The 22836-nt window shown below is 60.5% G+C and carries 20 protein-coding genes and 2 pseudogenes; 17 read left to right on the top strand and 5 right to left on the bottom strand.

The genetic code is table 11. The features are described 5' to 3' along the window. The first annotated feature begins 93 nt into the window (after window positions 1-93). Genes A9K68_RS32350 through A9K68_RS27480 form a run of 5 tightly spaced genes read left to right on the top strand, consistent with a single transcriptional unit; the run spans window position 94 to window position 4416 of the window. The gene (locus A9K68_RS32350; RefSeq protein ID WP_280952211.1) at window positions 94-216 is read left to right on the top strand and encodes a hypothetical protein; all 123 of its coding nucleotides are present in this window, start codon (window positions 94-96) and stop codon (window positions 214-216) included. Further along, on the top strand, window positions 213-2114 hold the full coding sequence (locus A9K68_RS27495) for a beta-L-arabinofuranosidase domain-containing protein (protein ID WP_065010504.1): 1902 nt from the start codon (window positions 213-215) through the stop codon (window positions 2112-2114). The genes A9K68_RS32350 and A9K68_RS27495 overlap by 4 nt, the downstream gene beginning before the upstream one ends. Further along, window positions 2115-2564 (top strand): hypothetical protein, encoded by a 450-nt coding sequence (locus tag A9K68_RS31955; RefSeq protein ID WP_245430147.1) that lies wholly within the window; start codon window positions 2115-2117, stop codon window positions 2562-2564. It begins immediately after the preceding gene. A 52-nt stretch (window positions 2565-2616) separates the two neighbouring features. Beyond that, the gene (ubiM, locus tag A9K68_RS27485; protein ID WP_065010505.1) at window positions 2617-3798 is read left to right on the top strand and encodes a 5-demethoxyubiquinol-8 5-hydroxylase UbiM; all 1182 of its coding nucleotides are present in this window, start codon (window positions 2617-2619) and stop codon (window positions 3796-3798) included. Between the two features lie 30 nt (window positions 3799-3828). Beyond that, the gene (locus tag A9K68_RS27480) at window positions 3829-4416 is read left to right on the top strand and encodes an EAL domain-containing protein (RefSeq protein WP_245430148.1); all 588 of its coding nucleotides are present in this window, start codon (window positions 3829-3831) and stop codon (window positions 4414-4416) included. 250 nt (window positions 4417-4666) lie between these two features. Here A9K68_RS27480 and A9K68_RS27475 read toward each other — a convergent pair whose 3' ends face one another. From A9K68_RS27475 to A9K68_RS27460, 4 genes and pseudogenes are all read right to left on the bottom strand, one after another. Then, complete coding sequence (locus A9K68_RS27475; RefSeq protein ID WP_065010507.1) at window positions 4667-5443, bottom strand: sulfite exporter TauE/SafE family protein; 777 nt, start codon at window positions 5441-5443, stop codon at window positions 4667-4669. Window positions 5444-5565: 122 nt separating this feature from the next. Then, window positions 5566-7239 carry a chaperonin GroEL gene (gene groL / locus A9K68_RS27470; RefSeq protein WP_095780304.1) on the bottom strand — a complete coding sequence of 558 codons (1674 nt, stop codon included), beginning with the start codon at window positions 7237-7239 and terminating at the stop codon, window positions 5566-5568. A gap of 62 nt (window positions 7240-7301) precedes the next feature. Then, on the bottom strand, window positions 7302-7598 hold the full coding sequence (groES, locus tag A9K68_RS27465; RefSeq protein WP_008871949.1) for a co-chaperone GroES: 297 nt from the start codon (window positions 7596-7598) through the stop codon (window positions 7302-7304). 1353 nt (window positions 7599-8951) lie between these two features. After that, window positions 8952-9299, bottom strand: a pseudogene (locus tag A9K68_RS27460) (resolvase); the annotation flags it as partial. Between A9K68_RS27460 and A9K68_RS27455 the strand changes: the two are divergent. From A9K68_RS27455 to A9K68_RS27430, 5 genes are all read left to right on the top strand, one after another. Then, window positions 9271-9759: a hypothetical protein gene (locus A9K68_RS27455; RefSeq protein WP_065007010.1), complete on the top strand. Its 489-nt coding sequence runs from the start codon at window positions 9271-9273 to the stop codon at window positions 9757-9759. The pseudogene A9K68_RS27460 and the gene A9K68_RS27455 sit on opposite strands and share 29 nt — an antisense overlap. 2248 nt (window positions 9760-12007) lie before the next feature. Further along, window positions 12008-13480, top strand: a complete 1473-nt coding sequence (locus A9K68_RS27445; protein ID WP_246811250.1) for an extracellular solute-binding protein — start codon at window positions 12008-12010, stop codon at window positions 13478-13480. Window positions 13481-13493: 13 nt separating this feature from the next. After that, the gene (locus A9K68_RS27440) at window positions 13494-14669 is read left to right on the top strand and encodes a sugar ABC transporter permease (protein ID WP_082982238.1); all 1176 of its coding nucleotides are present in this window, start codon (window positions 13494-13496) and stop codon (window positions 14667-14669) included. Next, complete coding sequence (locus A9K68_RS27435) at window positions 14666-15739, top strand: carbohydrate ABC transporter permease (protein ID WP_082982239.1); 1074 nt, start codon at window positions 14666-14668, stop codon at window positions 15737-15739. Before A9K68_RS27440 ends, A9K68_RS27435 begins: the two co-directional genes overlap by 4 nt. Beyond that, window positions 15736-16854 (top strand): ABC transporter ATP-binding protein, encoded by a 1119-nt coding sequence (locus A9K68_RS27430; RefSeq protein WP_065007014.1) that lies wholly within the window; start codon window positions 15736-15738, stop codon window positions 16852-16854. Before A9K68_RS27435 ends, A9K68_RS27430 begins: the two co-directional genes overlap by 4 nt. Window positions 16855-17406: 552 nt before the next feature. Here the strand turns inward: A9K68_RS27430 and A9K68_RS31460 are convergent. Then, window positions 17407-17580 carry a hypothetical protein gene (locus A9K68_RS31460; RefSeq protein WP_164759793.1) on the bottom strand — a complete coding sequence of 58 codons (174 nt, stop codon included), beginning with the start codon at window positions 17578-17580 and terminating at the stop codon, window positions 17407-17409. Window positions 17581-17612: 32 nt separating this feature from the next. Here A9K68_RS31460 and A9K68_RS27425 point away from each other — a divergent pair. From A9K68_RS27425 to A9K68_RS27395, 7 genes and pseudogenes are all read left to right on the top strand, one after another. Further along, window positions 17613-17720, top strand: a pseudogene (locus A9K68_RS27425) (DUF2161 family putative PD-(D/E)XK-type phosphodiesterase); the annotation flags it as partial. A 119-nt stretch (window positions 17721-17839) separates the two neighbouring features. Continuing rightward, window positions 17840-18271 carry a CBS domain-containing protein gene (locus A9K68_RS27420; RefSeq protein ID WP_065007016.1) on the top strand — a complete coding sequence of 144 codons (432 nt, stop codon included), beginning with the start codon at window positions 17840-17842 and terminating at the stop codon, window positions 18269-18271. Window positions 18272-18555: 284 nt separating this feature from the next. Beyond that, window positions 18556-19056: an NADH-quinone oxidoreductase subunit J gene (locus A9K68_RS27415; RefSeq protein WP_023800377.1), complete on the top strand. Its 501-nt coding sequence runs from the start codon at window positions 18556-18558 to the stop codon at window positions 19054-19056. Continuing rightward, window positions 19056-19358, top strand: coding sequence for an NADH-quinone oxidoreductase subunit NuoK (nuoK, locus tag A9K68_RS27410; protein WP_023800378.1), 303 nt, complete (start codon window positions 19056-19058; stop codon window positions 19356-19358). Before A9K68_RS27415 ends, nuoK begins: the two co-directional genes overlap by 1 nt. A gap of 4 nt (window positions 19359-19362) precedes the next feature. After that, a complete protein-coding gene (locus tag A9K68_RS27405) occupies window positions 19363-20826 on the top strand; it encodes a monovalent cation/H+ antiporter subunit D family protein (protein WP_065007017.1) in 1464 nt (487 codons plus the stop codon). After that, complete coding sequence (locus A9K68_RS27400) at window positions 20823-21077, top strand: hypothetical protein (RefSeq protein WP_065007018.1); 255 nt, start codon at window positions 20823-20825, stop codon at window positions 21075-21077. The genes A9K68_RS27405 and A9K68_RS27400 overlap by 4 nt, the downstream gene beginning before the upstream one ends. Continuing rightward, the gene (locus A9K68_RS27395) at window positions 21070-22830 is read left to right on the top strand and encodes a Na(+)/H(+) antiporter subunit D (protein WP_065007019.1); all 1761 of its coding nucleotides are present in this window, start codon (window positions 21070-21072) and stop codon (window positions 22828-22830) included. The genes A9K68_RS27400 and A9K68_RS27395 overlap by 8 nt, the downstream gene beginning before the upstream one ends. The last annotated feature ends 6 nt before the right edge of the window (window positions 22831-22836 follow it).

The following is a 22836-nucleotide window of genomic DNA, read 5'->3' as shown; positions in this document are numbered from 1 at the left end:
CGGCGCGGATTTGTCGTGTCTGGCTGACCCAGATCAGTGCTGTCTCCTCATCGCCCTGATTTCAATGGACGAGTCTTTTCAAGGGGAGAACGCATGTCTAGCCGGACGGAAGCTGAGCGGCATCAGGTGCTGGCCGTGTTCGCCGGGGGCGCCGGCATTCTCGAAGCCGTGAGCAGGCCGGCCCACGTCATTGCAGGAGCCGATGCGTTCGAATGAGCGAGTTCAAGCCAGTTCGGTTCGTTGATGTCGCGCTGGAGGGGCAATTCTGGCGCGAGCGGCTGGAGACGGTGCTGACACGGACCATCCCCAGCCAGCACGTCCAGCTTGGCAAGCAAGGTGTATTGCTGTCCCTCACACTGCCGAACCAGTCGTTGCCACTGAGCGTCCCAGGCAACGAGCACGATTCCGGGCAGGTGTTCTGGGATTCCGACGCTGGCAAGTGGATAGAAGCAGCATCCTACGCGCTGTCACACAGGCGTGATCCCGACATCGAGGCATGGATCGAAAACATTGTCGATGATCTCGAAAGGGCGCAGGCTCCCGACGGTTATCTGAACTGCTGGTACCTGCAGCGCGAGCCCGACAAGCGCTGGACCAACCTGCGCGACAATCACGAACTCTACAATCTTGGACATCTGCTCGAGGGCGGTATCGCCTACTTCCTCGCGACGGGCCGGCGCCGGCTCCTGGACATCCTTGAGCGGTATGTTGACCATGTGCGCAAGACATTCGGCCCGAACCCCGGCCAGAAGCGCGGCTATTGCGGCCATCAGGAAATCGAGCTGGCCCTCGTTAAGCTCTATCGCTTGACTGGAGACAGAATGCATCTCGACCTCGCGGCCTATTTCATGAATGAGCGCGGGCGTCAGCCGCACTACTTCGATCAGGAAGCGGTCGCGCGCGGGGAGAACCCCAGGGATTTCAGGGAGAAAAGATATGAGTACAACCAGTCGCACAGGCCGGTGCGCGAGCAAACTAAGGTGGTCGGACATGCGGTCCGAGCGATGTACATGCTTTCTGCCATGGCCCACCTCGCTGCGGAACTGAATGACGACAGCCTCAAGAAAGCATGCGAGGTGCTCTGGGCCGACGTCATCTCCTCGAAAATCTACATCACGTCCGGCTTGGGTCCGGCTGCCGCTAATGAAGGCTTTACTGAGGATCACGACCTGCCGAACGATACGGCGTATGCGGAGACCTGCGCCTCGGTAGGCCTGATCTTCTGGGCACATCGCATGCTGCATCTCGAACTCGACGGCCGATACGCCGACGTTCTGGAACAGGCGTTGTTCAACGGCGCGCTGACCGGCCTTTCGCGCGATGGCGAGCGCTATTTCTACTCCAATCCGCTCGAGAGCGATGGGCGACGCAGCAGATGGGCCTGGCACTCATGCCCATGCTGCACGATGAATTCGTCTCGTCTGATTGCTTCGATCGGAGGCTATTTCGTCTCGGCCAGTGAAAACGCAATCGCCTTCCATCTCTACGGCGGCGTTTCGACGAACATCCAACTCGCTACGGGCAATGTGTTCCTGCGGGAAACCAGCGCCTATCCATTTTTCGGCTCGATCAGGATCGAGGTCAGCCCTGACGCGCCGGCCGAGTTCACGATCAACCTCCGCATTCCCGGTTGGGCTCATGAAGCCGAAGCTTCGGTCGGGGGATGTGCAGTCGACGTAACGGCATGCACCAGAAATGGCTATCTTGCGATCTCGCGGCTATGGAATGCCGGAGACACCATCGCCCTCGAACTACCGATTTCTCCCGAGCGCATCTATGCTCATCCCTCGGTCAAGCAGGATATCGGCCGGGTGGCGCTTAAGCGCGGACCATTGGTTTATTGCGTTGAAGAGGTCGACAATCCCGGGGCGCCCGTGCAGCAGCTCACACTGCCGCGAGAGTCCAAGATCGAAACGATGGAACGGGGCGATCTTTTCGATGGCGTGGTCACGCTGACTGCCTCCGCGCAGCGCGTCGAAGACCAAGGCTGGGGAGACAGCCTATACAGAAATACGCCCCCCATCGCTTCGGACTGCCGGCTAACCGCCCTGCCATACTATCTCTGGAACAATCGGGCAAAAGGCTCGATGCAAGTGTGGCTGCTGGAAAGCTGAATGGCCGAGGTCAGAAACCCGTGGGTTGGCTGGCTATCTGCCCAGGTGAGCGGAGTATGCCAAAGTTTTGTTTGCAGGAGTGAACGGATGTCGCGATTTCGCCTATTGACGATCTTCATGTCGGGAATGCTGGGAACGGCGACGTTGCCGGATCCAGTCGCCTCGGCACCAGTCCTCAACCCCGCCAATCGCAATGGGATGGTCGAGCAGAACGAATTACTGATGCTGGAGAACAGGCTGCGGCGGCAGCAATATCAGCAGCAGCAGCAGCAGTTCCCAGGATCGCGAGATCGCGCCGCAGCAACGGCCCGATCGACCGCTTACTTGCCAGCTACAGCCGTCAAGCAACGGCTTTGTGAGCATCTGCCGCTGATGAGGCGGCTTGCCACTTATTTAGGCGGCCATAGCTTGTGCGCGTCGTGCTTAACTAGCATCAGAGGCGTTTTTTGATTTCGCAGCTCGTGCTTGGGCACTGGAGAGCCTACGCGATGGCGCCACGCTGATGGCCGACTCCGATGACAGCTTCGACATCATTGTCGTTGGAGCGGGGCCGGTCGGACTTTGCTTCGCCGCATCACTCGCTCAAAGCCAACTCAAGGTCGCAGTTGTCGAACAGAACTCAATTGATACTCTCGCCAATCCGCCTTTTGACGGCCGGGAAATCGCGCTGACCCACGCCTCGATCAGAATCCTTCGCGAGATCGGCGCCTGGGATGCCATCCCCGCTTCGGACAAATCACAGCTTCACGGCGCGCGCGTGCTCAACGGTTCGAGCCCTTTCGCTCTGCGTTTCGATCCTCCCAGCGGGTCTGGAGAACCCCTCGGAGTTTTGGTCCCAAATTGCCGGATCCGCGACGCGCTGTTCAAGACAATCCACGTGCAGAATCACGCGCGGCTGCTGTGCGGCCACTCGGTCGTAGATGCAACAACCAGCCGCACAGGAGCACTCGTAACGCTGTCGAATGGCGTGCAGTTGAACGCTAGCCTTGTGGTTGCCGCCGATTCACGTCTGTCGGCCACTCGTGATCTGCTCGGCATAGGCGCCGATATCAATCGGCTTGGCTACTCGATGCTAATATGCCGGGTGCGGCATGAGCGCCCCCACCACCAGGTGGCAATCGAATGGTTCGATCACCATCAGACGATAGCGATGTTGCCCCTGGCGGAGGGAGTGTCGTCGCTGCTGCTCACCCTGCGCTCAAACGAGGCCGATAGACTGCTGGCCTTCAGCGACCATTTGTTTCTGAGGGAATTGACGAACCGGTGTCGGGGGCGCCTTGGAAAAATGACCTTGGCAAGCAAGCGCCATACCTATCCGCTGGTCACGACTTGGGCGCACAAATTCCGAGCTCCCAGCGCCGCACTCATCGGCGACGCTGCCATCGGCATGCACCCGGTGACTGCGCATGGTTTCAACATCGGTATCAGCGGCCAGAAGCAACTCGCCTATGGAATCCTAACAGCATGTCGCGACGGTCGCGAGATTGCCGATCCCGACATGCTGCACGGATACGAAAGGTGGCTGCGCCTGTCAGCGGCGCCGCTCTTCCACGGCACGAACATTCTTGTCGGACTCTACTCAAGCGAGCACCCGGCGGCACGGCTTGCACGACATGTGGGGCTTCGGTTCGCCCAACATGCCCCCTTTATGCGGCATGGCATTTCGGCCATGCTTAGGCGATGAAACCGTACCAGCAGCTTTGGACCGTGCGCGATGAAAGAGGGCCTCATTCGCCGGAGTAATCGCTGCCCCTGCACGCAGAGGCGGCAGCTTCCCGCGGCAGGCCCTAAATGTCGCACCGAAGAGGTATTGTCACCGCGCGAATTGGAAGCCGGCGATATCGACGACATGGTTCTGAATGGTCTGGCGGCAAAAGACCTTCCGGCAACGATGTTCGAAATCGAGATTACCGAAGAATCTCCAGTGGACCCGGAAAGACTGGATGAAAAGCTCGGACGGCTTTCACATGCCGGAATTTCCATCGCGCTCGATGACTTCGGCACCGGCTTTTCCACGTTGGCGTCGCTCAAGGACAGTCGGATACGCAAGGTGAAAATAGACCAAGGCTTCATCCGCGGCTTGGCCAAGTCTCGGGAGGACCGGCTGCTTGTCAAAACGGTGATCGATCTTGGTCGGGCGCTCGGGATCGATGTCATGGCCGAGGGCGTCGAAACAGAGGCAGACCGGCAAATTCTGCACAAGCTTGGCTGCAGAACCGCTCAGGGCTTCCTATTCTCCAAGGCGGTGCCTTTGAGCCAAGCGCTTAAATTGGCACTAAAAGAGCACGCGAAGCAATGTTGATCGCCGCCGTCATCAGTCACTGCATCGAGCAGAGCAGTCACTGCATCGAGCAGAGCGTAAAAGGACCGATGGGCCGGGCGAGGCGGAAATGGGAAACACGTTGATCACTGGCGTGCCATACGCTGTTTGTGGCGCAGGTTAGGTTTTCCAGGGTGGCAAGTCGCCTCCAGTCCGCGATTCACTTCGGTTACGCCGATCATGATGTCCGGAAGCAAAGCGAAGGCTTAGAAGGGTAGTCCGCTTGCTCAGGTCAGACGAATCCCAGTTGTTGGGCGGTCTGGAACAAAGCGAGCAGCATGATCAGGCAGCCGACGAGCCGCAAAAGCGTCCGCTCGGCAATCGCCTTGAGCACCCATCCGGCAAGCGGAGCGGCGACTATGCCGCCCACGATCAGCCCCAGCACCGAGCTTGCATGTGTCGACAGCGCCCCCGCTTCCTGCCAGTGCCCACTGACGAGCGCGACGATGAAGGTGACGGACACCGCTAGCGTGATCAGGAACTCGGCCGCATTGACAGTGCCGATCACGTAGCGGGGCGGCGCGCCGGCGCCGAGCAATCCGGTCACGACCATCGGGCCCCATCCGCCGCCACCTGCAGCGTCGAGGAAGCCGCCTACAGTACCCAGCGGCGCCACAAGACGGGTAGGAACCGGATTGCTGGGGATCTTGCGGAACGACCGGAGGAACAGCCAGAGCCCGATCACAGCGAGATAGGTCGTGACGTAGGGCTTCACCATGTCGCCGTCGAACGAGGTCAGCACGAAGGCGCCGAGGCAGCCGCCGAGAATGCCGAAAGGAGCAAGCCGCCAGAACAGCTTCCAGTCGATATTGCGGTGGTAGTGGTGCGCCGTGCCGGAAGCGGCCGTGGTGAACACTTCCGCCGCGTGTACCGCGGCGGAAGCCTGCGCCGGCGGAACACCGAAGGAGAGCAGCACGGTGGAGGAGATCGCGCCATAGGCCATGCCTAACGCGCCGTCAACCGCCTGGGCGAGGAAGCCGACAATGGCGAACAGAATGAAGTCAGTCATTGGTGTCCGCCGTGAACGTGCCGCCGTATGTAGCCTTGTGGATGTGGCTTCCGGCTTGGCTCCGAGTCAGAGAAAAGGGCGGCATCGCTGCCGCCCATCGAGATTATTGAAGTGCGTGGACCTTAGAAATCCATACCGCCCATACCGCCCATACCGCCCATGCCACCCATGCCGCCGCCGGGCATGCCGGCAGGCATGCCGCCGCCAGCCGACTCCTTCTTCGGAGCCTCCGCGATCATGGCTTCGGTGGTGACCAGCAGGCCGGCGACCGAGGCCGCGTCCTGGAGAGCTGTGCGCACGACCTTGACCGGATCGACGATACCCATGGCGATCATGTCGCCATATTCGCCGGTCTGGGCATTGAAGCCGAAGGTCGGGCCCGTGTTCTCGAGGATCTTGCCGGCAACGATCGATGCTTCCGCACCGGCGTTGGCCGCGATCTGGCGGGCCGGAGCCTGCAGCGCGCGACGCACGATGCTGATGCCAGCGGTCTGGTCGGAGTTGGCGCCGCTGACAGTGATGGCCAGCGAAGCGCGCAGCAGTGCGACGCCGCCGCCGGGAACGATGCCTTCTTCGACGGCCGCACGGGTCGCGTTGAGGGCGTCATCGACGCGGTCCTTCTTTTCCTTGACTTCGATCTCGGTCGCACCGCCGACGCGGATGACGGCAACGCCGCCCGCCAGCTTGGCGAGACGTTCCTGCAGCTTCTCCTTGTCGTAGTCCGAGGTGGTCTCCTCGATCTGCTGCTTGATCTGGGCGATGCGGCCCTGGATCTCGGCCTTCTTGCCGGCGCCGTCGACGATGGTGGTGTTCTCCTTGGAGATCGACACCTTCTTCGCGCGGCCGAGCATGTTGAGGCCAACATTCTCGAGCTTGATGCCGAGATCTTCGGAAATGACCTGGCCACCGGTGAGGATGGCGATGTCTTCCAGCATGGCCTTGCGGCGATCACCGAAGCCCGGCGCCTTGACGGCGGCGATCTTCAGGCCGCCACGCAGCTTGTTGACGACCAGCGTGGCCAGGGCCTCGCCTTCGACGTCTTCCGAGATGATGACCAGTGGCTTCGAGGTCTGCACGACAGCCTCGAGGATCGGCAGCATGGCCTGCAGGTTGGAGAGCTTCTTCTCGTGGAGAAGGATGTAGGCGTCTTCCAGATCCGCAACCATCTTGTCGGCGTTGGTGACGAAGTAGGGCGAGAGATAGCCGCGGTCGAACTGCATGCCTTCGACGACTTCGAGTTCGGTCTCGGCGGTCTTGGCTTCCTCGACCGTGATGACGCCCTCATTGCCGACCTTCTGCATCGCTTCGGCGATCATCGAGCCGACCGAAGCGTCGCCATTGCCGGCGATGGTGCCGACCTGGGCAACCTCTTCCGAGGTCTTGATCTTCTTGGCGTTCTTGATCAGCGTCGCGACGACGTCGCCAACCGCAAGGTCGATGCCGCGCTTCAGGTCCATCGGGTTCATGCCGGCGGCAACCGCCTTGTGGCCTTCCTGGACGATCGACTGCGCCAGAACGGTCGCGGTCGTGGTGCCGTCGCCGGCGATGTCGTTGGTCTTCGAAGCAACTTCGCGGACCATCTGCGCGCCCATGTTCTCGAACTTGTCCTCAAGTTCGATTTCCTTGGCGACGGTGACGCCGTCCTTGGTGATGCGCGGTGCGCCGAACGACTTGTCGAGGACGACGTTGCGGCCCTTGGGGCCGAGCGTGACCTTCACAGCGTCGGCGAGGATGTTGACGCCGCGCAGCATGCGCTCACGGGCATCGCGGGAAAATTTTACGTCTTTGGCAGCCATTTTTAGCTCCTGGCAGGGGCTTGAATTGAGCCCTGGGGTTTAAGTGATGGTGAGGCCGAGATTCAGCCGATGATGCCCATGATGTCGGATTCCTTCATGATCAGAAGGTCTTCGCCATTGAGCTTGACTTCGGTGCCCGACCACTTGCCGAACAGGATGCGATCGCCGGCCTTGACGTCCAGCGGGACGAGCTTGCCGGCTTCGTCACGGGCGCCGGAACCAACGGCGATGATGTCGCCTTCCTGCGGCTTTTCCTTAGCCGTATCGGGGATGATGATGCCGCCTGAGGTCTTGGATTCGGATTCGACCCGACGAACGACCACGCGGTCATGCAGCGGCCGGAAATTCGACTTTGCCATTTTGGATATCCCTGGTGCGGAGGTTGAAAGGTTCTCCGTTGCCGGAGCGTGGTTAGCACTCGCCAGTGGAGAGTGCTAACGTGGCGCTGAAATAGGCTGTGGGCTCGTACTAGTCAAGACGGACGAGGGGACGGCCGAAGAGCAAAGGATTTGGAATAGGCGCGGAAGCCTCGCCCCCGTTACGGTGCATCCAACTGCGTAAGCGAGCGTTTCGGCCGTAAGCTCTGGGCCAACTTTCGTCTCTGTTTGGAATGTGAAATTATGTGAAATTAATGGCCGAGCAGTCGGCCGGAATCGATGGCCAGCCACACAGTCTTGAGCTCTTTGCAATTCATCATAACCTAAGTGGCATCGCCAAAAGGAGCGCTTATCGCAATCGATGGTCTGCAAATGCCTGCCGAAGCGCCTGGCAATCCCAAAGCAAGGTGCTCGCAATTTGCTTGTTCGGTAGGTTCCGATCAGCAGGTCGAGAGGAATGCTCGTTTTGAGGACGGTGTTTGGGATTTCGTGATCGAGGTGGATTGTTCCGTGGTGAGGTTTGCGTCGGCGATTAGATAGACAAGATGGCGCGCCCGTCCAGTGCGCCCACCGCGAATTTCTCCCTTCGCGAATTCCGCCGTGAACGCAGCGCGTTGAGCCGCAACGGCACCGGAAAGCCTTGACGATCATGCCGGGTACTGGCGTGTGCTGCGATGTTGTAGGTGGTCACGCGGGCCTTGACGTCATTGCGACGGTAAATGAGCAGCGGGGACCGGGTGGGGGGCTTGGGGTTAGTCCCCGCTGCTTTGAGCTGCCTTCGCAGGGTGCAGTGGCAGCACAACTAAATAGTGACTGAGCGATGACAGGACCCAGACAGCGGAGCCTTGGGCACCCTGTCAGTCTTACACCGGCTAGTGCCGCCCCCAAGGCCACCCGGGCGGGTTGTCTCAAGAGTGCGGCCGGGGACGGGCCTTCAAAGATTGCGACTTCCGTACCCCAGCCTACACTCCGGCCTGACGCGCGTGCCCACCCAATGACGAGTGCCCACCCGATTGACCCCAGCGTCAAGCGACAGGTCATTAGTAGCCGATAAAGATCGCCCCCAAATCGGCCGCTTGGGCTAGCTCGGATAGACAATTCGGGTGAGCGGGTTCAACGGGGTCAAAAGGAGGGGTCGGAATATCCGGGCCAAATTTTCTTACGACCCATCCCCCCGTGCCCCTTCGGTTTCACGACACAGGCCCGGGCGAGACGACCGCCAGACGCCGAGAGGCTGCCCGGTGGCGGTACCTCAGACCGACATGAGCACGCGCTGGCGGGGCTATCCTTGTCCAGCGGTTGGAGTGCGTAGGGCAGACGGTACGGACCACCTGCTTATGTATGACGTGGCGAGGGGAGCGCTAAATGGCTCCGCTTCGCCAGCCTAGCCAAGGTGCTCCTGGAGGCCCCGGTTGCGGCCACGATGTTGTTCCAGGACTGGCCCGCCTTGAGCATCTTCACTATGCCGCATTGCGCTCCTGGTCCTCAGGCCGCTCCCGGTAGCGCCCTTCCTGCTTGGCCTTCTGGATACCCTGGGCCTGCCGCCGCCGCCTGTCGTCATAGTCCTTGCGGGCAATCGCGGCGATCATGTCCAGCATCATCCCGTTGATGGCCTCCTGTCCGGGCGGTGAATTCGTCGGTTCCGCTTGAAGCCATGCTCCAGGAGGTGGGGAAGTCGAGACTGGTCTTCGTCTGCGCCATGTGGATCACTGTCTTCGACGTGCCAACCTGCTCGACGATCTATCTCGACAAGCCAATGAAGAACCACACTCTGATGCAGACGATCGCGCGCGAACCGAGTTGCGTCCGGCAAACAGCGGGTCAGCGCGGGATCGATCCGCTGCGCGACCAAACGCAGTCGTTGCGCGTGTGCAAGGTCGAGGAGGCGATCTTCAAGTTTACGAATCCCAACATTGCGGGGAAATCCAAGCTCACGCGGCGACTCGCGCCCGGTCGGCCGGATTTCGCAATAGCCATCCGCAGGAAACATCGCGGAGCGAACCGACGCCGGCAGACGATCAATGACAAGCGTCTGAATTGTGACGACCTGCTCGCGCCGATAGGCCCCTTCGGCGCATCCCGCCAACGAACGCGTCCGCGCTGGCGAACCCAACGGACCTCGGCGACGGTGATATGCATATAGTTGCCGGCAATGGCCAGGCCACGATCAGATCCATCGCAGCTTCGTTGCGCACCGGGACGACCGCGGCGACGGAGCACATAGCCTTCGGCCTGTTGGCCTTCGCGATACATTGGTTTTCGCGCGCAAGCGTCCACACCGCGTCTGCCGCTCCCTTCGCGCTGCTGTATTCCTCTATGAGCCTATTCGCGATCGCCTCCCGCATGGCGTCGTCCATTGACGCTGCATGCTCTGTGCGTAGCCGAAAGGCCTCGGGGAATCGCTGGTGCAAGGAAGAGACTGCCATCCGGAACTCGTTCACAATGTCGTTGATCACTGCTTGTGCGACAGAGGGGTTGGCGGGCCTTCGTTCTGAATGATCTTGAGTGAAACGGAGCCGGGTCGGCTGCTTACGTCGACCGCTTAGGAAGAGGCGACCGTCGCGCGTTGGGCCGAGCAGCACGGAAATGGCTGCAGAGAGATAGCACGCGGGTATAGATATTGGGACATGCGAACAGCGTGTCGGAGGAGCACCATGTCGATGTCATCATCGGCATCGACGTAGATGCCGCGCATCAGCTTCACCAGTTTGCCCGTCTCTGCGTGTCTTCTCGATCGTTTCCCCGACCAGATGGAGAGGCATTCTAATTTTTCCGTACTTCAGTACGCGAAAGTACTGCCGAGAAAGCCTTTCTTGGGTCGTCTTCCGAAGCGGAAACGTTGAAGGACAGAGGATCATTGGGCCTATGTGTCCACGCTAGCACGGTGATTCATCCAAAAAATGCACGACAAGCTCCATCGAACAGGAGATTTGTCGTCAACCTGCCAGCGTATTACGTGATGTTGCTAGCACCGAAGAATTTCAAGCATCAAAGACCTGCCAATGAACGACCTCAAAAAGGTGTGCCCACACAATGTCACAGCAGATGAGAATGCGAAGCTTTGGTCGATCGAGGATCGACAGGATTCGACACGACACCCATCTCCTGCCAGCCCATTCCCGTCTACTCGACCTAGGGCTGTCGAGCATGAGCAAGACCGTCCTTGCCCTATGGTCTGTGAACTCCGGCTTTGACCTCGCCGAATGGCAGTCGTAAATAATGCAGTCAAAAGTGTGCATACCGCGACGGCGACCACATTGTTTTAGTCTTTTCAACAGCCTAACAATCTGACGGTATTCTTGACGGTATTCCTTGGAAGGATGATAATATTTTCTCAATTAAAACAAGCAGTTATAGACCTACTTGATCATTGAGTGGGAGTGAGGCGACTCGGCGGCCATATCGTAGGTTGAAAGATTCGGTAGGCCCTCTGCTCTTCGCTATAGTCGATCAAGGTCAGGGTGCTCTCTTCGTTCAATTTGGATGCGGTCGCTCGGGAAGCAAATAGAGTTTGAGTTTGCGGGGTACTCTGGCGCACTATGGAGTGCAATTGGGAGGCTCTCAGAGCCCTTCAGATGTCGCCGAACGAGGGCGCGGTTAGATCCAGCCGATAGGCGATGACCTGCTTGTCACCCGACGCCCTTTCCCAGGTGAAGATATCAGATGCGAGCAGGTCCTATCTGGGGCAGCGGACAAAGCCGCTTCTCTCATACTGGTGGCACGCGACCTTCATAACGGCGGCCGTATGGATGCTCACGAGCGCCACGACGGCTGGGCGCCTTGAGGCATCTATTCAAAAGCAGACGGCCGAACCCGCGGCCGCGCATCTCCGGATGGGCCGCAAGCGTGCGGTCGCCTCCCCAGCCATTGCGGAAGGCCAAGCCCTTGCGCACGCTCGTTTCCATCGATTCATGGAGAGTCGCAGCGACGTAGCCTGCGTAGCCCAACAGATATTCACAAATTTGCTCACGCGACCTGCGGAGTTGTTCTACAATCTCTGGGCAGGCCCTATGACAAGGACGGCGAAGTCGCCTCCAAGGGCAAGGTCGATGACATGCTGATGGTGAGACTGAAGGAGCACGACTTCTTCAAGCGGCCGATCCCGCGGAGCGCCTGGCGTCTCGACTTCGGCTCCTCCTGTCACGAGCGTAACCGAATATGCGGCTTAAGGAGTCGAGCCAACCTGGCCTTGATGGAGGATCGGCGGAAGGACAGGCTTACGGCTCGAAGACCACAACTGTCAGGAGGGGTACCGCCAGGCGAAAGACACGGCTAGCCTACCGTCTCCGGGCCCAATGACATCTATGTCCTTGAAAAGACATTGGAATCAATGACACCAGGGTGAGCGAACCAACAAAGGGAGGAAACCAATGTACTACGTCGGAAAAGTTTTGAGCCCACTCCTTCTTGGCGCAATGGCCATGGCCGGCGTCGCGGCGAGCGGGCCTGCGGCAGCGCAGAAAATGTATGACGGCGTCACGGTCAGGATCATGACCCGACCCGGACCGGTTATTGCCCAGCGTCTTGTCGAGCGCGGCAAGGAATTCACCGAGATGACCGGGGCGAAGATCGAGGTCGCCGAGGTCCCGTTCGCGGAGCTGTTCCAGAAACTTCTCACCGACTGGGCGACCGGCACCAACTCCATCGATGTCGGCGTCTTTGCTTCGAGCTGGGCGCCCGAATATGTCGACGCCGGTCTACTCCAGGACCTGACCGACTATGTCGCGAAGGACACCAAGATCGAAATCAACGACATTGCTCCGTTCTTCCGCGAATATAACCAGAAGGTCGGCGGCAAGACCTACCTGATCACCGTCGATGGCGACTTCCAGATGGTCTATTACCGCAAGGACATTCTGGACCAGATGGGCTTGAAGCCGCCGCGCACGTGGGACGAGTATCATGCGGTTGCTGCTGCGACCGACGGCAAGGACCTGAACGGCGACGGCACGCCGGATTTCGGCTCTTGCATGTTCAAGAAGCGGAACGCGCAGTCATACTTCGCCATCATGTCGATCGCTGCCGCCTACGTTCAGACTCAGGGCACCTCTGAGGGCATGTTCTTCGATCCCGCGACCATGAAGCCCTTGGTCAATAACGAAGCCTGGGCTGAGGCCTTCAAGATCTACAAGAAGAACGGCGAATACGGACCACCCGATGAGCTCAACCACGACATCGGTGACACCCGGGCACTCGTCACGACTGGTCGCTGTGCATTGGCCATCGACTGGGGCGACATCGGCCCCCTGTCTCTCGACCCAGGCGGCGAGGCCATCAAGAACAAGATGGGCGCCACCGTCATGATGGGCACCAAGAAGGTGCTCGACAAGGCCACCGGCAAGCTCGTCGACTGCGATGCCACCCGTTGCCCGCATGCGATCGACGGCATCAACTACTCGCCGTTCGCGGCGTTCGGTGGCTGGACCGGCGGGATCAACGCCAAGGCTGACGACAAGGTGAAACAGGCCGGCTATGACTTCCTGTCCTACATGAACCAGGCGGCCCAATCGAATGTCGACGTGACGATCGGCTGGACTGGTTACAACCCCTACCGCAACTCGCAGCTAGACAATCTCGAGCCGTGGATCAAGGCCGGGTTCACGGAGGAGTCAGCCAAGAACTATCTTGGCGCCATCAAGGACAGCCTGAACAACCCGAACATGGCCTCGGACCTCAAGATCCCGGGGACCGCCGAGTATCAGGGTGTCGTGCTTGACCGCGAGCTCGCTCGCTTCCTTGCCGGCGAGATCACGGCTGACGAGGCGGTGGCGAACGTCGAGACCGGCTGGGAAGAGATCACAGAGCGTTTCGGCCGGGACGAGCAGAAGAACCTGTACAAGTCTTCGCTCGGCATCACAAACTGAGGGTTGAGGGTCAGTGACCTCCGGTACCGGAGCAACGACAACCAGTCGGCTGGGGCGTGTCGCCCCGGCCGGCCTCAATGCTTCCGTCACGACGAGGGCGAGGCTGAACGAGTGGCTCGACCGCCAGTCGCGCAAGCTTTTCATCGCTCCCGCCGTGATCATGATTCTCATCTTCTCAGTGTTCCCGACGATAGCGTCGCTGGTGCTCGCCTTCTCCAACATCCGCCTCAGGGCCGGTTCCTATCAGGTCCAGTTCGTCGGCCTGAGGAACTTCCGGAAGCAGTTCTTCGGCACCGAGCAGTTCCATTTCTTCGGGACCTTCACCAGCATCAGCCTGCTCGGCTGGATCGTCACGATCGCGAGCGCGGCCAGCCTCATCTGGTGGCTCTACCGCTATGCCAAGCGAGACTTCACGATCCTCGGCTTTATTGGCCGGCTGATCACCGCCAGCATGGGATTCGGACTGGCGCTTCTCTTTTCCGCGACGCTGTTCAGCGGCAATCCGTTCGGCACGCTCGGCGTGACCATCTTCTACGTGATCGTCGGGTGCACCATCCAGTTCCTGATCGGCCTTGGCCTCGCCGTTCTTTGCGCACAGCCGATCAAGGGCCGGACCTTCTTCCGCGTCGTCTTCTTCATCCCCTTGATGATCACGCCGATCGGCATCGGCTACAGCTTCCGCATGCTGGCGGACACGACCAAGGGTCCGTTCTCGCCGGTTTGGCAGTGGATCGGCCTCGGTGACTTCGGCTGGGCTAACCATGCCTGGACTGCCCGCTTGTTCATCGTGATCGGCGATTCCTGGCAGTGGATCCCGTTCATCTTCGTCATCCTGCTTGCGGCGCTTGAGAATGTTTCCCGTGATCAGGTGGAGGCCGGCCAGGTCGACGGTGCCAGCGGTTGGCAGGTGTTCAAGGAAATAACCTGGCCGCAGATTGCGCCGGTTGCCGCCACGGTGATGCTGATCAGGATCATCGAGGCCTTCAAGCTTGTCGACCTCCCCAACATCATGACGTCCGGAGGCCCCGGCATCGCGACCGAGTCAATGACGCTTCATTCATTCTTTGCATGGCGGGCGCTGAACCTCGGGGATTCTGCGGCGATCGCCTACCTGCTTCTGTTCGTGACGGTGGTGTTGTGCGTCTCCTTCTTCAATCTCCTCGTCCTCAAGCGATTGAGGCCGGCATGATCACGCAAAACATCCGGATGTCACCCCGGAGATCCCTGCTCAGGCGGTGGTTCGAGCCGAAGTCAATCAAGAAGATGGCGCCGGCCACGGCCGTCATCGTCTACGGCCTTCTGATCCTTTGGGCGGTGTTTGTCCTGTTTCCGCTCTATTGGCTCCTGATCACGTCGTTCAAGTTGCCAGCCGACGTCAACGCCGGCCCGGTCTACCTGCCCTGGATCGACTTCACGCCGAGCCTGCATGCATGGCGCGAGTTGTTCGTCTTCGATTACGAGGACACGCTGAGGGCCTACATCAACTCGATCATCATCGCGCTTCTCGCCACAGTCCTTTGCGTCACCATCGGCTCGATGGCCGCCTATGCCTTGGGGCGTATTCAGTACAAGCCCAAATTCGCGACGATCGTTCTCTTCGTTCTCTGCTTGGTCGTGATGGCGGTGGTGGTCGGCCGTTGGGGGGTCGATTGGCGCCTGTCGCTTGCCGTCGCGCTCGCGGTCTTCTTCGTTCTCGCCCGCGCCGTTGGTCGCCATTTCAAGGCCACGCTGGGGAATGGAGATATCCTCTTCTGGATGATCTCGCAGCGCATCCTGCCGCCGATCGTCGCCGTCATTCCGATCTACATGATGTTTCAGAGCGTTCGGCTGCTCGACACCCACATCGCGCAGATCCTGGCCTACGCGGTAGTCAACCTGCCGATCGTCGTTTGGCTGATGCACGACTTCTTCGTCACCATTCCGACCGACCTCGACGAGAGCGCGCAGCTCGACGGCGCCACCCGCTTTACCACCTTCGTCGAGATCATTCTGCCCTTGGCGAAGCCCGGTCTCGCGGCGACGACGCTGCTGGTGCTGATCCTGTGCTGGAACGAGTATCTGCTGTCGCTGTTCCTTTCGACGTCCAATGCGCAGACCATGCCTATCCTGGTCGCCGCCATGAATGCGGGCGAGCGCGGCATCCTGTGGTGGAGCATGGCGGTGGTCATCATCGTCATGATCTTTCCGGTCGTACTGATGGCGCTCGTCCTTCAGCGCTTCATTTCCAGGGGGATACTGTTGGGGGCGGTGAAGGGATGAACGTGGAAGAGAGGGGCATCGACACCGGTCATCGGGCGCAGCGGCTGTCGCTGCGCGGTCTGAACAAATCGTTCGGTGCGGTGCACGTCGTCAAGGATCTCAGTATCGACGTTGCGCCGGGAGAGTTTCTGGTGCTGCTCGGGCCCTCCGGTTGCGGCAAGACCACCGGGCTTCGGATCATAGCCGGCCTGGAAACCGCCGATTCGGGCCAGGTGGTGCTCGGCGATACCGACGTCACCGACATGCTGCCGAAGTACCGCGACGTGGCGATGGTGTTCCAGTCCTATGCCCTCTATCCGCACAAGACCGTCGCCGAGAACATTGATTTCCCGCTGAAGGTCCGTGGTGTGTCGAAGCAGGAGCGGGAGCTCGCCGTCCGCGACGCTGCTGCGCAGGTCCATATGGAGGATCTCCTCGACCGCTACCCGCGCCAGCTGTCCGGCGGCCAGCGTCAGCGCGTGGCCCTGGCAAGGGCCATCGTGCGACGGCCCTCGGCCTTCCTGATGGACGAGCCGCTTTCCAACCTCGATGCGAAGCTCCGCGGCTTCATGCGCGCCGAGCTCAAGCGCATGCAGCACCAGCTCGGGGTGACCACCGTCTACGTCACCCACGATCAGGTCGAGGCCATGACCCTTGCGCATCGCGTTGCGATCATGGACCGCGGTGTGCTGCAGCAGATCGGCACCCCTCGCGAGGTCTATGATCGCCCGGCGAACCTGTTTGTCGCCGGTTTCATGGGCTCGCCGCCGATGAACTTCCTGCGCGGGCGGATCGAGAACAATCGCTTCGAGAGCCAAGGCGTGAGCCTGCCGGTGGCACCAGATAAGGAAACCATGGCCAAGGATGTGGTTATGGGCTTCCGCGCGGAAGACGCCGACATCGTCAAGCCCGGCGCTGGTCTGTTCGATGCTACGGTCTACGCCGCCGAGCCTACCGGCGACGTGACGTTGGTCACGCTCGTGGTGGGCAAGGAGAGCCTGTCGGTCAAGATGCCGAAGGATTACGACATCGACTTCGACAAGGCTGTCGCCGTGCACTTTCCGCTCGATCGAGGCTTTCTGTTCGACGCCCATTCAGGTGTGCGCCTGGCGGCCCGGCTCGTGTCCGTATTCTGACCGATTCTTGCAGGCTCCAAGCCTGCACCTGGTGAACTAGTCTAAGTGCCAGGCGTTGACGGCTATCCTTGGCGTCAAAACCTACCCCCTCGATTCGGTGCCCATCCGGATCTTCGATCCGGCCAAAAGGCTAAGTTTTCGACGGTCGTTCTGACGGTCTCAAAAAATCTGAAAAAATATTCCTATTTAAATTGCTGGGATATAATGGAGTAGCGGGAAAGCCTGCGGAGTTCGGCGAAACCGCCATATTCGCTGGAAAAGCATAGGTTATCCGCGATCTTGTTGAATCCATCATCAATTGGGCCTCGGATACGGGCCGGGCCACATACCGTCAGGTGAATCAGCGTGCTGACGGTATTTCCCACGGCCTAAGCTTTGAAACTATGAGAAAAAATGCAGTTCAAGGAGCCATGTCTGCTCTGACCGTATTTTCCGCAAGTCCATGGTATTCTGGTTGCCGCGGTCGATCACAGATCAAGGCGACCGCAGGCCGCGGCGCGCCTGAAGCTCCTTCGGAGCTACGGCTACGAGCGCAATTGGTTGGTGGTGAGCCTAGTTGGTCTTCAGCTGGCCAACGCGGTTTTCGGCAATCCAGCGAGCGGCAAGCACCAATGCGCCCATGCTGAAATCCTTGCCGTGCTTGGTCACCATTTCTTCCGACAGTTTGGCGAGCCGTTCGAAAAATTCGTCCTTGCTCTCATCCTCGGGGGTGGCTTCGGTTTGCATTATTTCCTCCTGTTGCATGCGCCCTGCCTTTGCGGCGGCGCTCTCGGCTGATCAATGAGCATCGGCGACGGCACGGCGACCCTGTAGCAGGCGGCGGTTTGTGTGAGCCAATCATGAAGGCCTACCGCCAGGAAGCACTGGCGCCTGAGCACGCAAGTCGGACTTGAAATATGAAGGCGCGCGGCGCACGATGACGCAGAAATGCACCAAGAGGGAGATGGGGCGGAGGGCTGGAGCGTAGCAGCGCTTGGAGGAAGCCATGAACGTCAAATCGATTCTCGAGGATAAGGGTCGAGCCGTCGAGACGATCGGCCCGAACGAGATGCTCGCCGTGGCGATCAACAGGCTCGCCGAACACAGGATCGGCGCACTGGTCGTTACCAATGGTGATCGCAAGGTGGTCGGCATCGTGTCCGAGCGCGACGTCGTCTGCGCCTTGGACAAGCATGGGGCTGCGGCGCTGGAGCAGAGTGTCCGTCACGCAATGACCGCCAAGGTCAAGCTCTGCACCGAGAACCACACGGTCAACCAGGTCATGGAGATCATGACCACAGGCCGCTTCCGCCACCTGCCCGTGGTGAAGAACGGCCAACTCGACGGCATCGTCTCGATCGGCGACGTGGTGAAGAAGCGCATCGAGGAGGTCGAGCACGAGGCCGAAGAGATTATTCACTACATCTGGGCGGGGTAAGCTCGCCAAAGGCCCGCCGTCTGGCCGCGACGTCCTTTTTTCAGGTTTTCAGGGTTTCTGATCCCGTGCCGACCTCCTTCGGCAGCCTGAATAACGGATAAGCAGGCTGCGGGATCGCACACCGTATCAGATGCTGAGACTTGGGCATACGTAGCGCCAAACCATGTAATCTTGAGAAAAATCCGATACTAGGGCACAATTTGTAGACGCATCTGAAGTGCGCAGCTATCTCAAAGCCGGCCGTCTTGCGCCGAGGGACAGATCGCGGCGGAGGGTTGGCGTCGATGGATCAGGCGTTCTTTCTTCTGTTCGCTGCGGCGTCCGTGATCACGGCACTGACCGTGGTCCTGGCGCGGAATCCGGTTCACAGCGCATTGGCGCTGATGGCGTGTTTCCTACAGATCTCGGCAATCTTCGTGTTGCTCGAGGCACCGTTGCTCGCTGTCATCCAGATCTTCGTCTATGTCGGCGCAATCATGGTCCTGTTCCTGTTCGTGATCATGATGATCGATGTGCGCGAAGCGGTGTTGCAGCGGTTCTTGCCGGGCGGCAACCTGCCGGCTCTGGTGCTGCTCGTCCTGCTTGGGGTCGAGATGCTTGTACTGGTGCTCTGGAGCGACCGCTTTTCGGTCACGGAGCCCGTCGCGATGCGCGGCGGCGATCAGATCAGGCAGCTCAGCATGACACTTTTCGCCGACTATCTCCTACCGTTTGAAGCCGCCTCCGTGATCCTGCTGGCGGCCCTGGTCGGCGCCATCGTGCTGGCGCGGAAGGAGCAGGGGTGATGGTTCCGCTCTGGTGGTATATTTTGCTCGGAGTGGTCCTGTTCGTGATCGGAGCGGCGGGCGTGCTGCTCAGGCGCAACATCCTGGTCGTGCTGATGTCGCTGGAGTTGCTGCTCAACTCGGTCAACATCAATTTCATCGCTTTCGGGCGTTACTACGACGATTTCCGCGGGCAGATCTTCGCGATCTTCGTCATCGCAATCACCGCGGCGGAGGTTGCCGTCGCCCTCGGGATTCTGGTCGCCCTCGTGAGGAACAAGTCCACCCTCAAGGTCGACGACGTGACCATGATGAAAGGATAGCGGCTTGGACCCGGTGATATCGATCCGGCCGCTGCTTGCCGTCGCCGTCGCAGGCCTGGCGGCCCTTGCAGTTTTCGTTCTGAACAACCGCGAGAAACTCCGCGATCTCGTCTCGCCCTTAGCCGCGATCGCCATGTTCGCAATTGTCGCCTCGATGGCACCCACGGTGCTGGCCGGCGGGACGGTCGATTTGCGCCTGTTCGAGATTCTGCCGGGGATCGACTTCGCTTTCCGGGTCGATGCGCTCGGCATGGTGTTTGCCACCGTCTCGTCGCTCTTGTGGATCGTGGCGGCGATCTATTCCATCGGCTACATGCGCCACCTGAACGAGCACGCGCAGACCCGGTTCTTCGCCTGCTTCGCCGCCAGTCTGGCGGCGGCCGTCGGGGGCGCCTTCGCCGCCAATCTGTTCACGCTGGTGATCTTCTACGAGGTGCTCAGCCTCGTTACCTATCCGCTCGTCTATCACCACGAGGACGAAGAGGGATGGACGGGTAGCCGCAAGTATCTCGTCTATTTGATGGGGGCGTCGAAAAGCGTGCTTCTCGCCGCGCTGGCGCTGACCTACCATCTGGCGGGGTCGCTCGACTTCGTGCCAGGCGGGCTGCTGGCCGGGGTCGATGCCTCGCCGGCGCTAATGACCGTGATCTACTTCTGCTATCTGTTCGGCTTCGCCAAGGCCGCGGTGATGCCGATGCACGCCTGGCTGCCTGCCGCGATGGTCGCGCCGACACCGGTCAGCGCACTCTTGCATGCGGTGGCCGTGGTCAAGATGGGCGTGTTCTGCGTGCTGCGGGTGGTGTTCCATGTCTTCGGCACGGGGCTGGTGGACGGGCTGGGGCTCGGCATCGCAACGGCCTATCTGGTCTCGTTCACCATCCTGATGGCGTCCATCTACGCCCTGACGCGGGACGACCTGAAGGCGCGGCTCGCCTATTCGACGGTCAGCCAGCTCTCCTACATCGTGCTGGGCGCGGTCCTGCTGTCGCCGGTCGCGATGGTCGGCGGGATCATCCACATTGCGGCGCATGCGTTCTCCAAGATCACGCTCTTTTTCTGCGCCGGGTCGATCTATTGCGCGTCCGGCAAGCGGAACATCAGCGACATGGCCGGCATCGGCCGCAGGCTGCCCTGGACGATGGGCGCGTTCTTCGTGGCCTCGCTCAGCATGATCGGGGTGCCGCCCACCGCGGGCTTCGTCAGCAAGTGGTATCTGGCGCTGGGCTCGGTGGAGGCGGGGGAGATTGCGTTCCTGGTCGTGCTCTTGGTGAGTTCGGTGCTGAACGCCGCCTATTTCCTGCCGGTCAGCTATGTCGCTTTTTTCGGGACGGAGACACAGGAAAGTCCGGCGACGGTCCGTGAAATTCCGATGGTGACGATCCCGCTGGTCGCGACCGCGATCCTGTCGGTGTCGATGGGTATTTTCCCCGGCTATTTTCTCACCCTGGCGGAAGGAGTGGTCAGATGATCAGGCGTGTCGTCAATTTCTTTGGTGAGGCGAGATACGCGGAGCAACGCCGCCGGCTGTTTTATCTGGCGCTCGTTCTGATCGTCATCGCCGATTTTCTGGTCCCCCGCGAACACGCTGAATACCTGTGGGACCGCTTGCCGGGCTGGTCGGCCGTCTATGGCTTCTTGTCCTGCGTCCTGCTGATCTTCGTCTCCAAGTTCCTCGGCCATCAGGGCGGGTTGATGCGGCGCGAGGACTATTATGATTGACTTCGTCCATCCCGCCCTGCTGTTCATTCTTGGCGCCCTGCCGATCCCTTTCCTGAAAGGATCAATCCGCAAGGCCTATCTGATGCTGATCCCCGCGCTGGCGATCCTCGCCGTGCTCACCGTGCAGCCAGGCAGCCACGGCGCGGCGGAGTTCATCGGGCAGGAAATCCTGATCGCCAAGGTCGACAGACTGAGCATCGTCTTCGCCACCGTTTTCACCATTATGGCGCTGATCGGCATGGTCTACGCGCTGCACCTGGCGGGCGCCGGAGAGCATGTGGCGGCGTTCGTCTACGTTGGCAGCGCGCTCGGCGTGGTGTTTGCAGGCGACTACCTGACCCTGTTCCTGTTCTGGGAAGGTATGGCGTTTGCCTCTGCCTATCTGGTCTTTGCCCAGCGCGGCAAGCAGGCGATCCGTGCGGGGTTCCGGTATCTCATGGTCCATATCACCGGCGGCGTCGCCCTGCTGGGTGGCGTCATTCTCCACGGGCTCGCCACAGGTTCGCTGCTCTTCGGCCCGATCGAGGGGGGGATGGGCGTCGCCGCTTACCTGATCCTTGCCGGGTTCATGCTCAACGCCGCGGTGCCGCCTCTCAACGCCTGGCTGACAGACGCCTACCCGGAGGCGACCGTCACCGGAGCGGTGTTCATGAGCGCCTTCACCACCAAGACCGCCGTCTATGTGCTGGCCCGGGCGTTTCCGGGCACCGAGCTTCTCGTTTGGCTCGGCACGGCAATGGCGCTTTACGGCGTCATCTACGCGGTGCTGGAGAACGACTGCCGTCGGCTCCTGGCCTATCACATCGTCAGCCAGGTGGGCTACATGGTGGCGGGCATCGGCATCGGTACCGAGATGGCGGTGAACGGGGCCTCCAGTCATGCCTTTGCGCATATCCTCTACAAGGCGCTCCTGTTCATGGGTGCTGGGGCGGTGATCCACGTCACCGGGCGGCGCAAGCTCACCGAACTCGGTGGGCTCTACAGGACCATGCCGCTGACCGTGGCGCTCTACATGGTCGGCGCCTTCGCGATCTCGGCATTTCCGTTCTTCTCGGGCTTCGTGACCAAATCGATGGTGGTGGCCGCCGCCGGACAGGATCACCGCGCGCTGGTGGTGCTGGCGCTGACGATGGCATCATCTGGGACCTTCCTGCACACTGGGCTCAAGCTCCCATACTACATGTTCTTCGGCATGGACCGGAAGCTGGAGGCGCGGGAGCCGCCCCGCAATATGCTGGTTGCGATGGCAATGGCGGCGGTGCTGTGCATCGCGATCGGGGTGTTCCCCCAACCACTTTACGCGCTGCTGCCCCATCCAGTCGACTTCGAACCCTACACCGGCGTCCATATCACCGAGAGCCTCGGCATACTGATGTTCACCGCATTGGGCTTCGTGCTGTTCCTCAGGGCGCTCGACCCCGACAACACGATCAGCATCGACACCGACTGGTTCTACCGCAAAGGCGCGCGGCATTTCATGTGGCTCGCCGAAAAACCGCTGGCGCGCTACGAGAAGGCGGTGAGCGACGTGTCCGAGACCGCGGTGCTGCCCTTCCTGCACGGAACCGCACGGGCCGGACTGCGGATCGATCTCAACGGTGTGGACGCCGTCGTGAACGGCGTCGCCCGCTCAATCCTGCGCGGTGGCGGTGCGCTGCGCAAGCTGCAGACCGGCGTCGTGACCCATTACGCGCTGGCGATGATCGTCGGTGTGATCGCAGCCATCGCCGTCTTCGCTGTGGTGTGGCGGTAGGGGTGC

Source organism: Mesorhizobium sp. AA22 (assembly GCF_001672375.2).
GTDB lineage: Bacteria > Pseudomonadota > Alphaproteobacteria > Rhizobiales > Rhizobiaceae > Mesorhizobium > Mesorhizobium wenxiniae.
Note: the sequence above shows the minus strand (reverse complement) of the source record. Positions and strands in the feature narration are given on the sequence as shown.

Excerpts from the sequence above, each read along its gene's own strand:
- A9K68_RS32350 (WP_280952211.1), top strand. The coding sequence starts at position 94 with ATGTCTAGCCGGACGGAAGCTGAGCGGCATCAGGTGCTGGCCGTGTTC.
- A9K68_RS27495 (WP_065010504.1), top strand. The coding sequence starts at position 213 with ATGAGCGAGTTCAAGCCAGTTCGGTTCGTTGATGTCGCGCTGGAGGGG.
- A9K68_RS31955 (WP_245430147.1), top strand. The coding sequence starts at position 2,115 with ATGGCCGAGGTCAGAAACCCGTGGGTTGGCTGGCTATCTGCCCAGGTG.
- ubiM (WP_065010505.1), top strand. The coding sequence starts at position 2,617 with ATGGCCGACTCCGATGACAGCTTCGACATCATTGTCGTTGGAGCGGGG.
- A9K68_RS27480 (WP_245430148.1), top strand. The coding sequence starts at position 3,829 with ATGAAAGAGGGCCTCATTCGCCGGAGTAATCGCTGCCCCTGCACGCAG.
- A9K68_RS27475 (WP_065010507.1), bottom strand. The coding sequence starts at position 5,443 with ATGACTGACTTCATTCTGTTCGCCATTGTCGGCTTCCTCGCCCAGGCG.
- groL (WP_095780304.1), bottom strand. The coding sequence starts at position 7,239 with ATGGCTGCCAAAGACGTAAAATTTTCCCGCGATGCCCGTGAGCGCATG.
- groES (WP_008871949.1), bottom strand. The coding sequence starts at position 7,598 with ATGGCAAAGTCGAATTTCCGGCCGCTGCATGACCGCGTGGTCGTTCGT.
- A9K68_RS27455 (WP_065007010.1), top strand. The coding sequence starts at position 9,271 with ATGCTCCAGGAGGTGGGGAAGTCGAGACTGGTCTTCGTCTGCGCCATG.
- A9K68_RS27435 (WP_082982239.1), top strand. The coding sequence starts at position 14,666 with ATGATCACGCAAAACATCCGGATGTCACCCCGGAGATCCCTGCTCAGG.
- A9K68_RS27430 (WP_065007014.1), top strand. The coding sequence starts at position 15,736 with ATGAACGTGGAAGAGAGGGGCATCGACACCGGTCATCGGGCGCAGCGG.
- A9K68_RS31460 (WP_164759793.1), bottom strand. The coding sequence starts at position 17,580 with ATGCAAACCGAAGCCACCCCCGAGGATGAGAGCAAGGACGAATTTTTC.
- A9K68_RS27420 (WP_065007016.1), top strand. The coding sequence starts at position 17,840 with ATGAACGTCAAATCGATTCTCGAGGATAAGGGTCGAGCCGTCGAGACG.
- A9K68_RS27415 (WP_023800377.1), top strand. The coding sequence starts at position 18,556 with ATGGATCAGGCGTTCTTTCTTCTGTTCGCTGCGGCGTCCGTGATCACG.
- nuoK (WP_023800378.1), top strand. The coding sequence starts at position 19,056 with ATGGTTCCGCTCTGGTGGTATATTTTGCTCGGAGTGGTCCTGTTCGTG.
- A9K68_RS27400 (WP_065007018.1), top strand. The coding sequence starts at position 20,823 with ATGATCAGGCGTGTCGTCAATTTCTTTGGTGAGGCGAGATACGCGGAG.
- A9K68_RS27395 (WP_065007019.1), top strand. The coding sequence starts at position 21,070 with ATGATTGACTTCGTCCATCCCGCCCTGCTGTTCATTCTTGGCGCCCTG.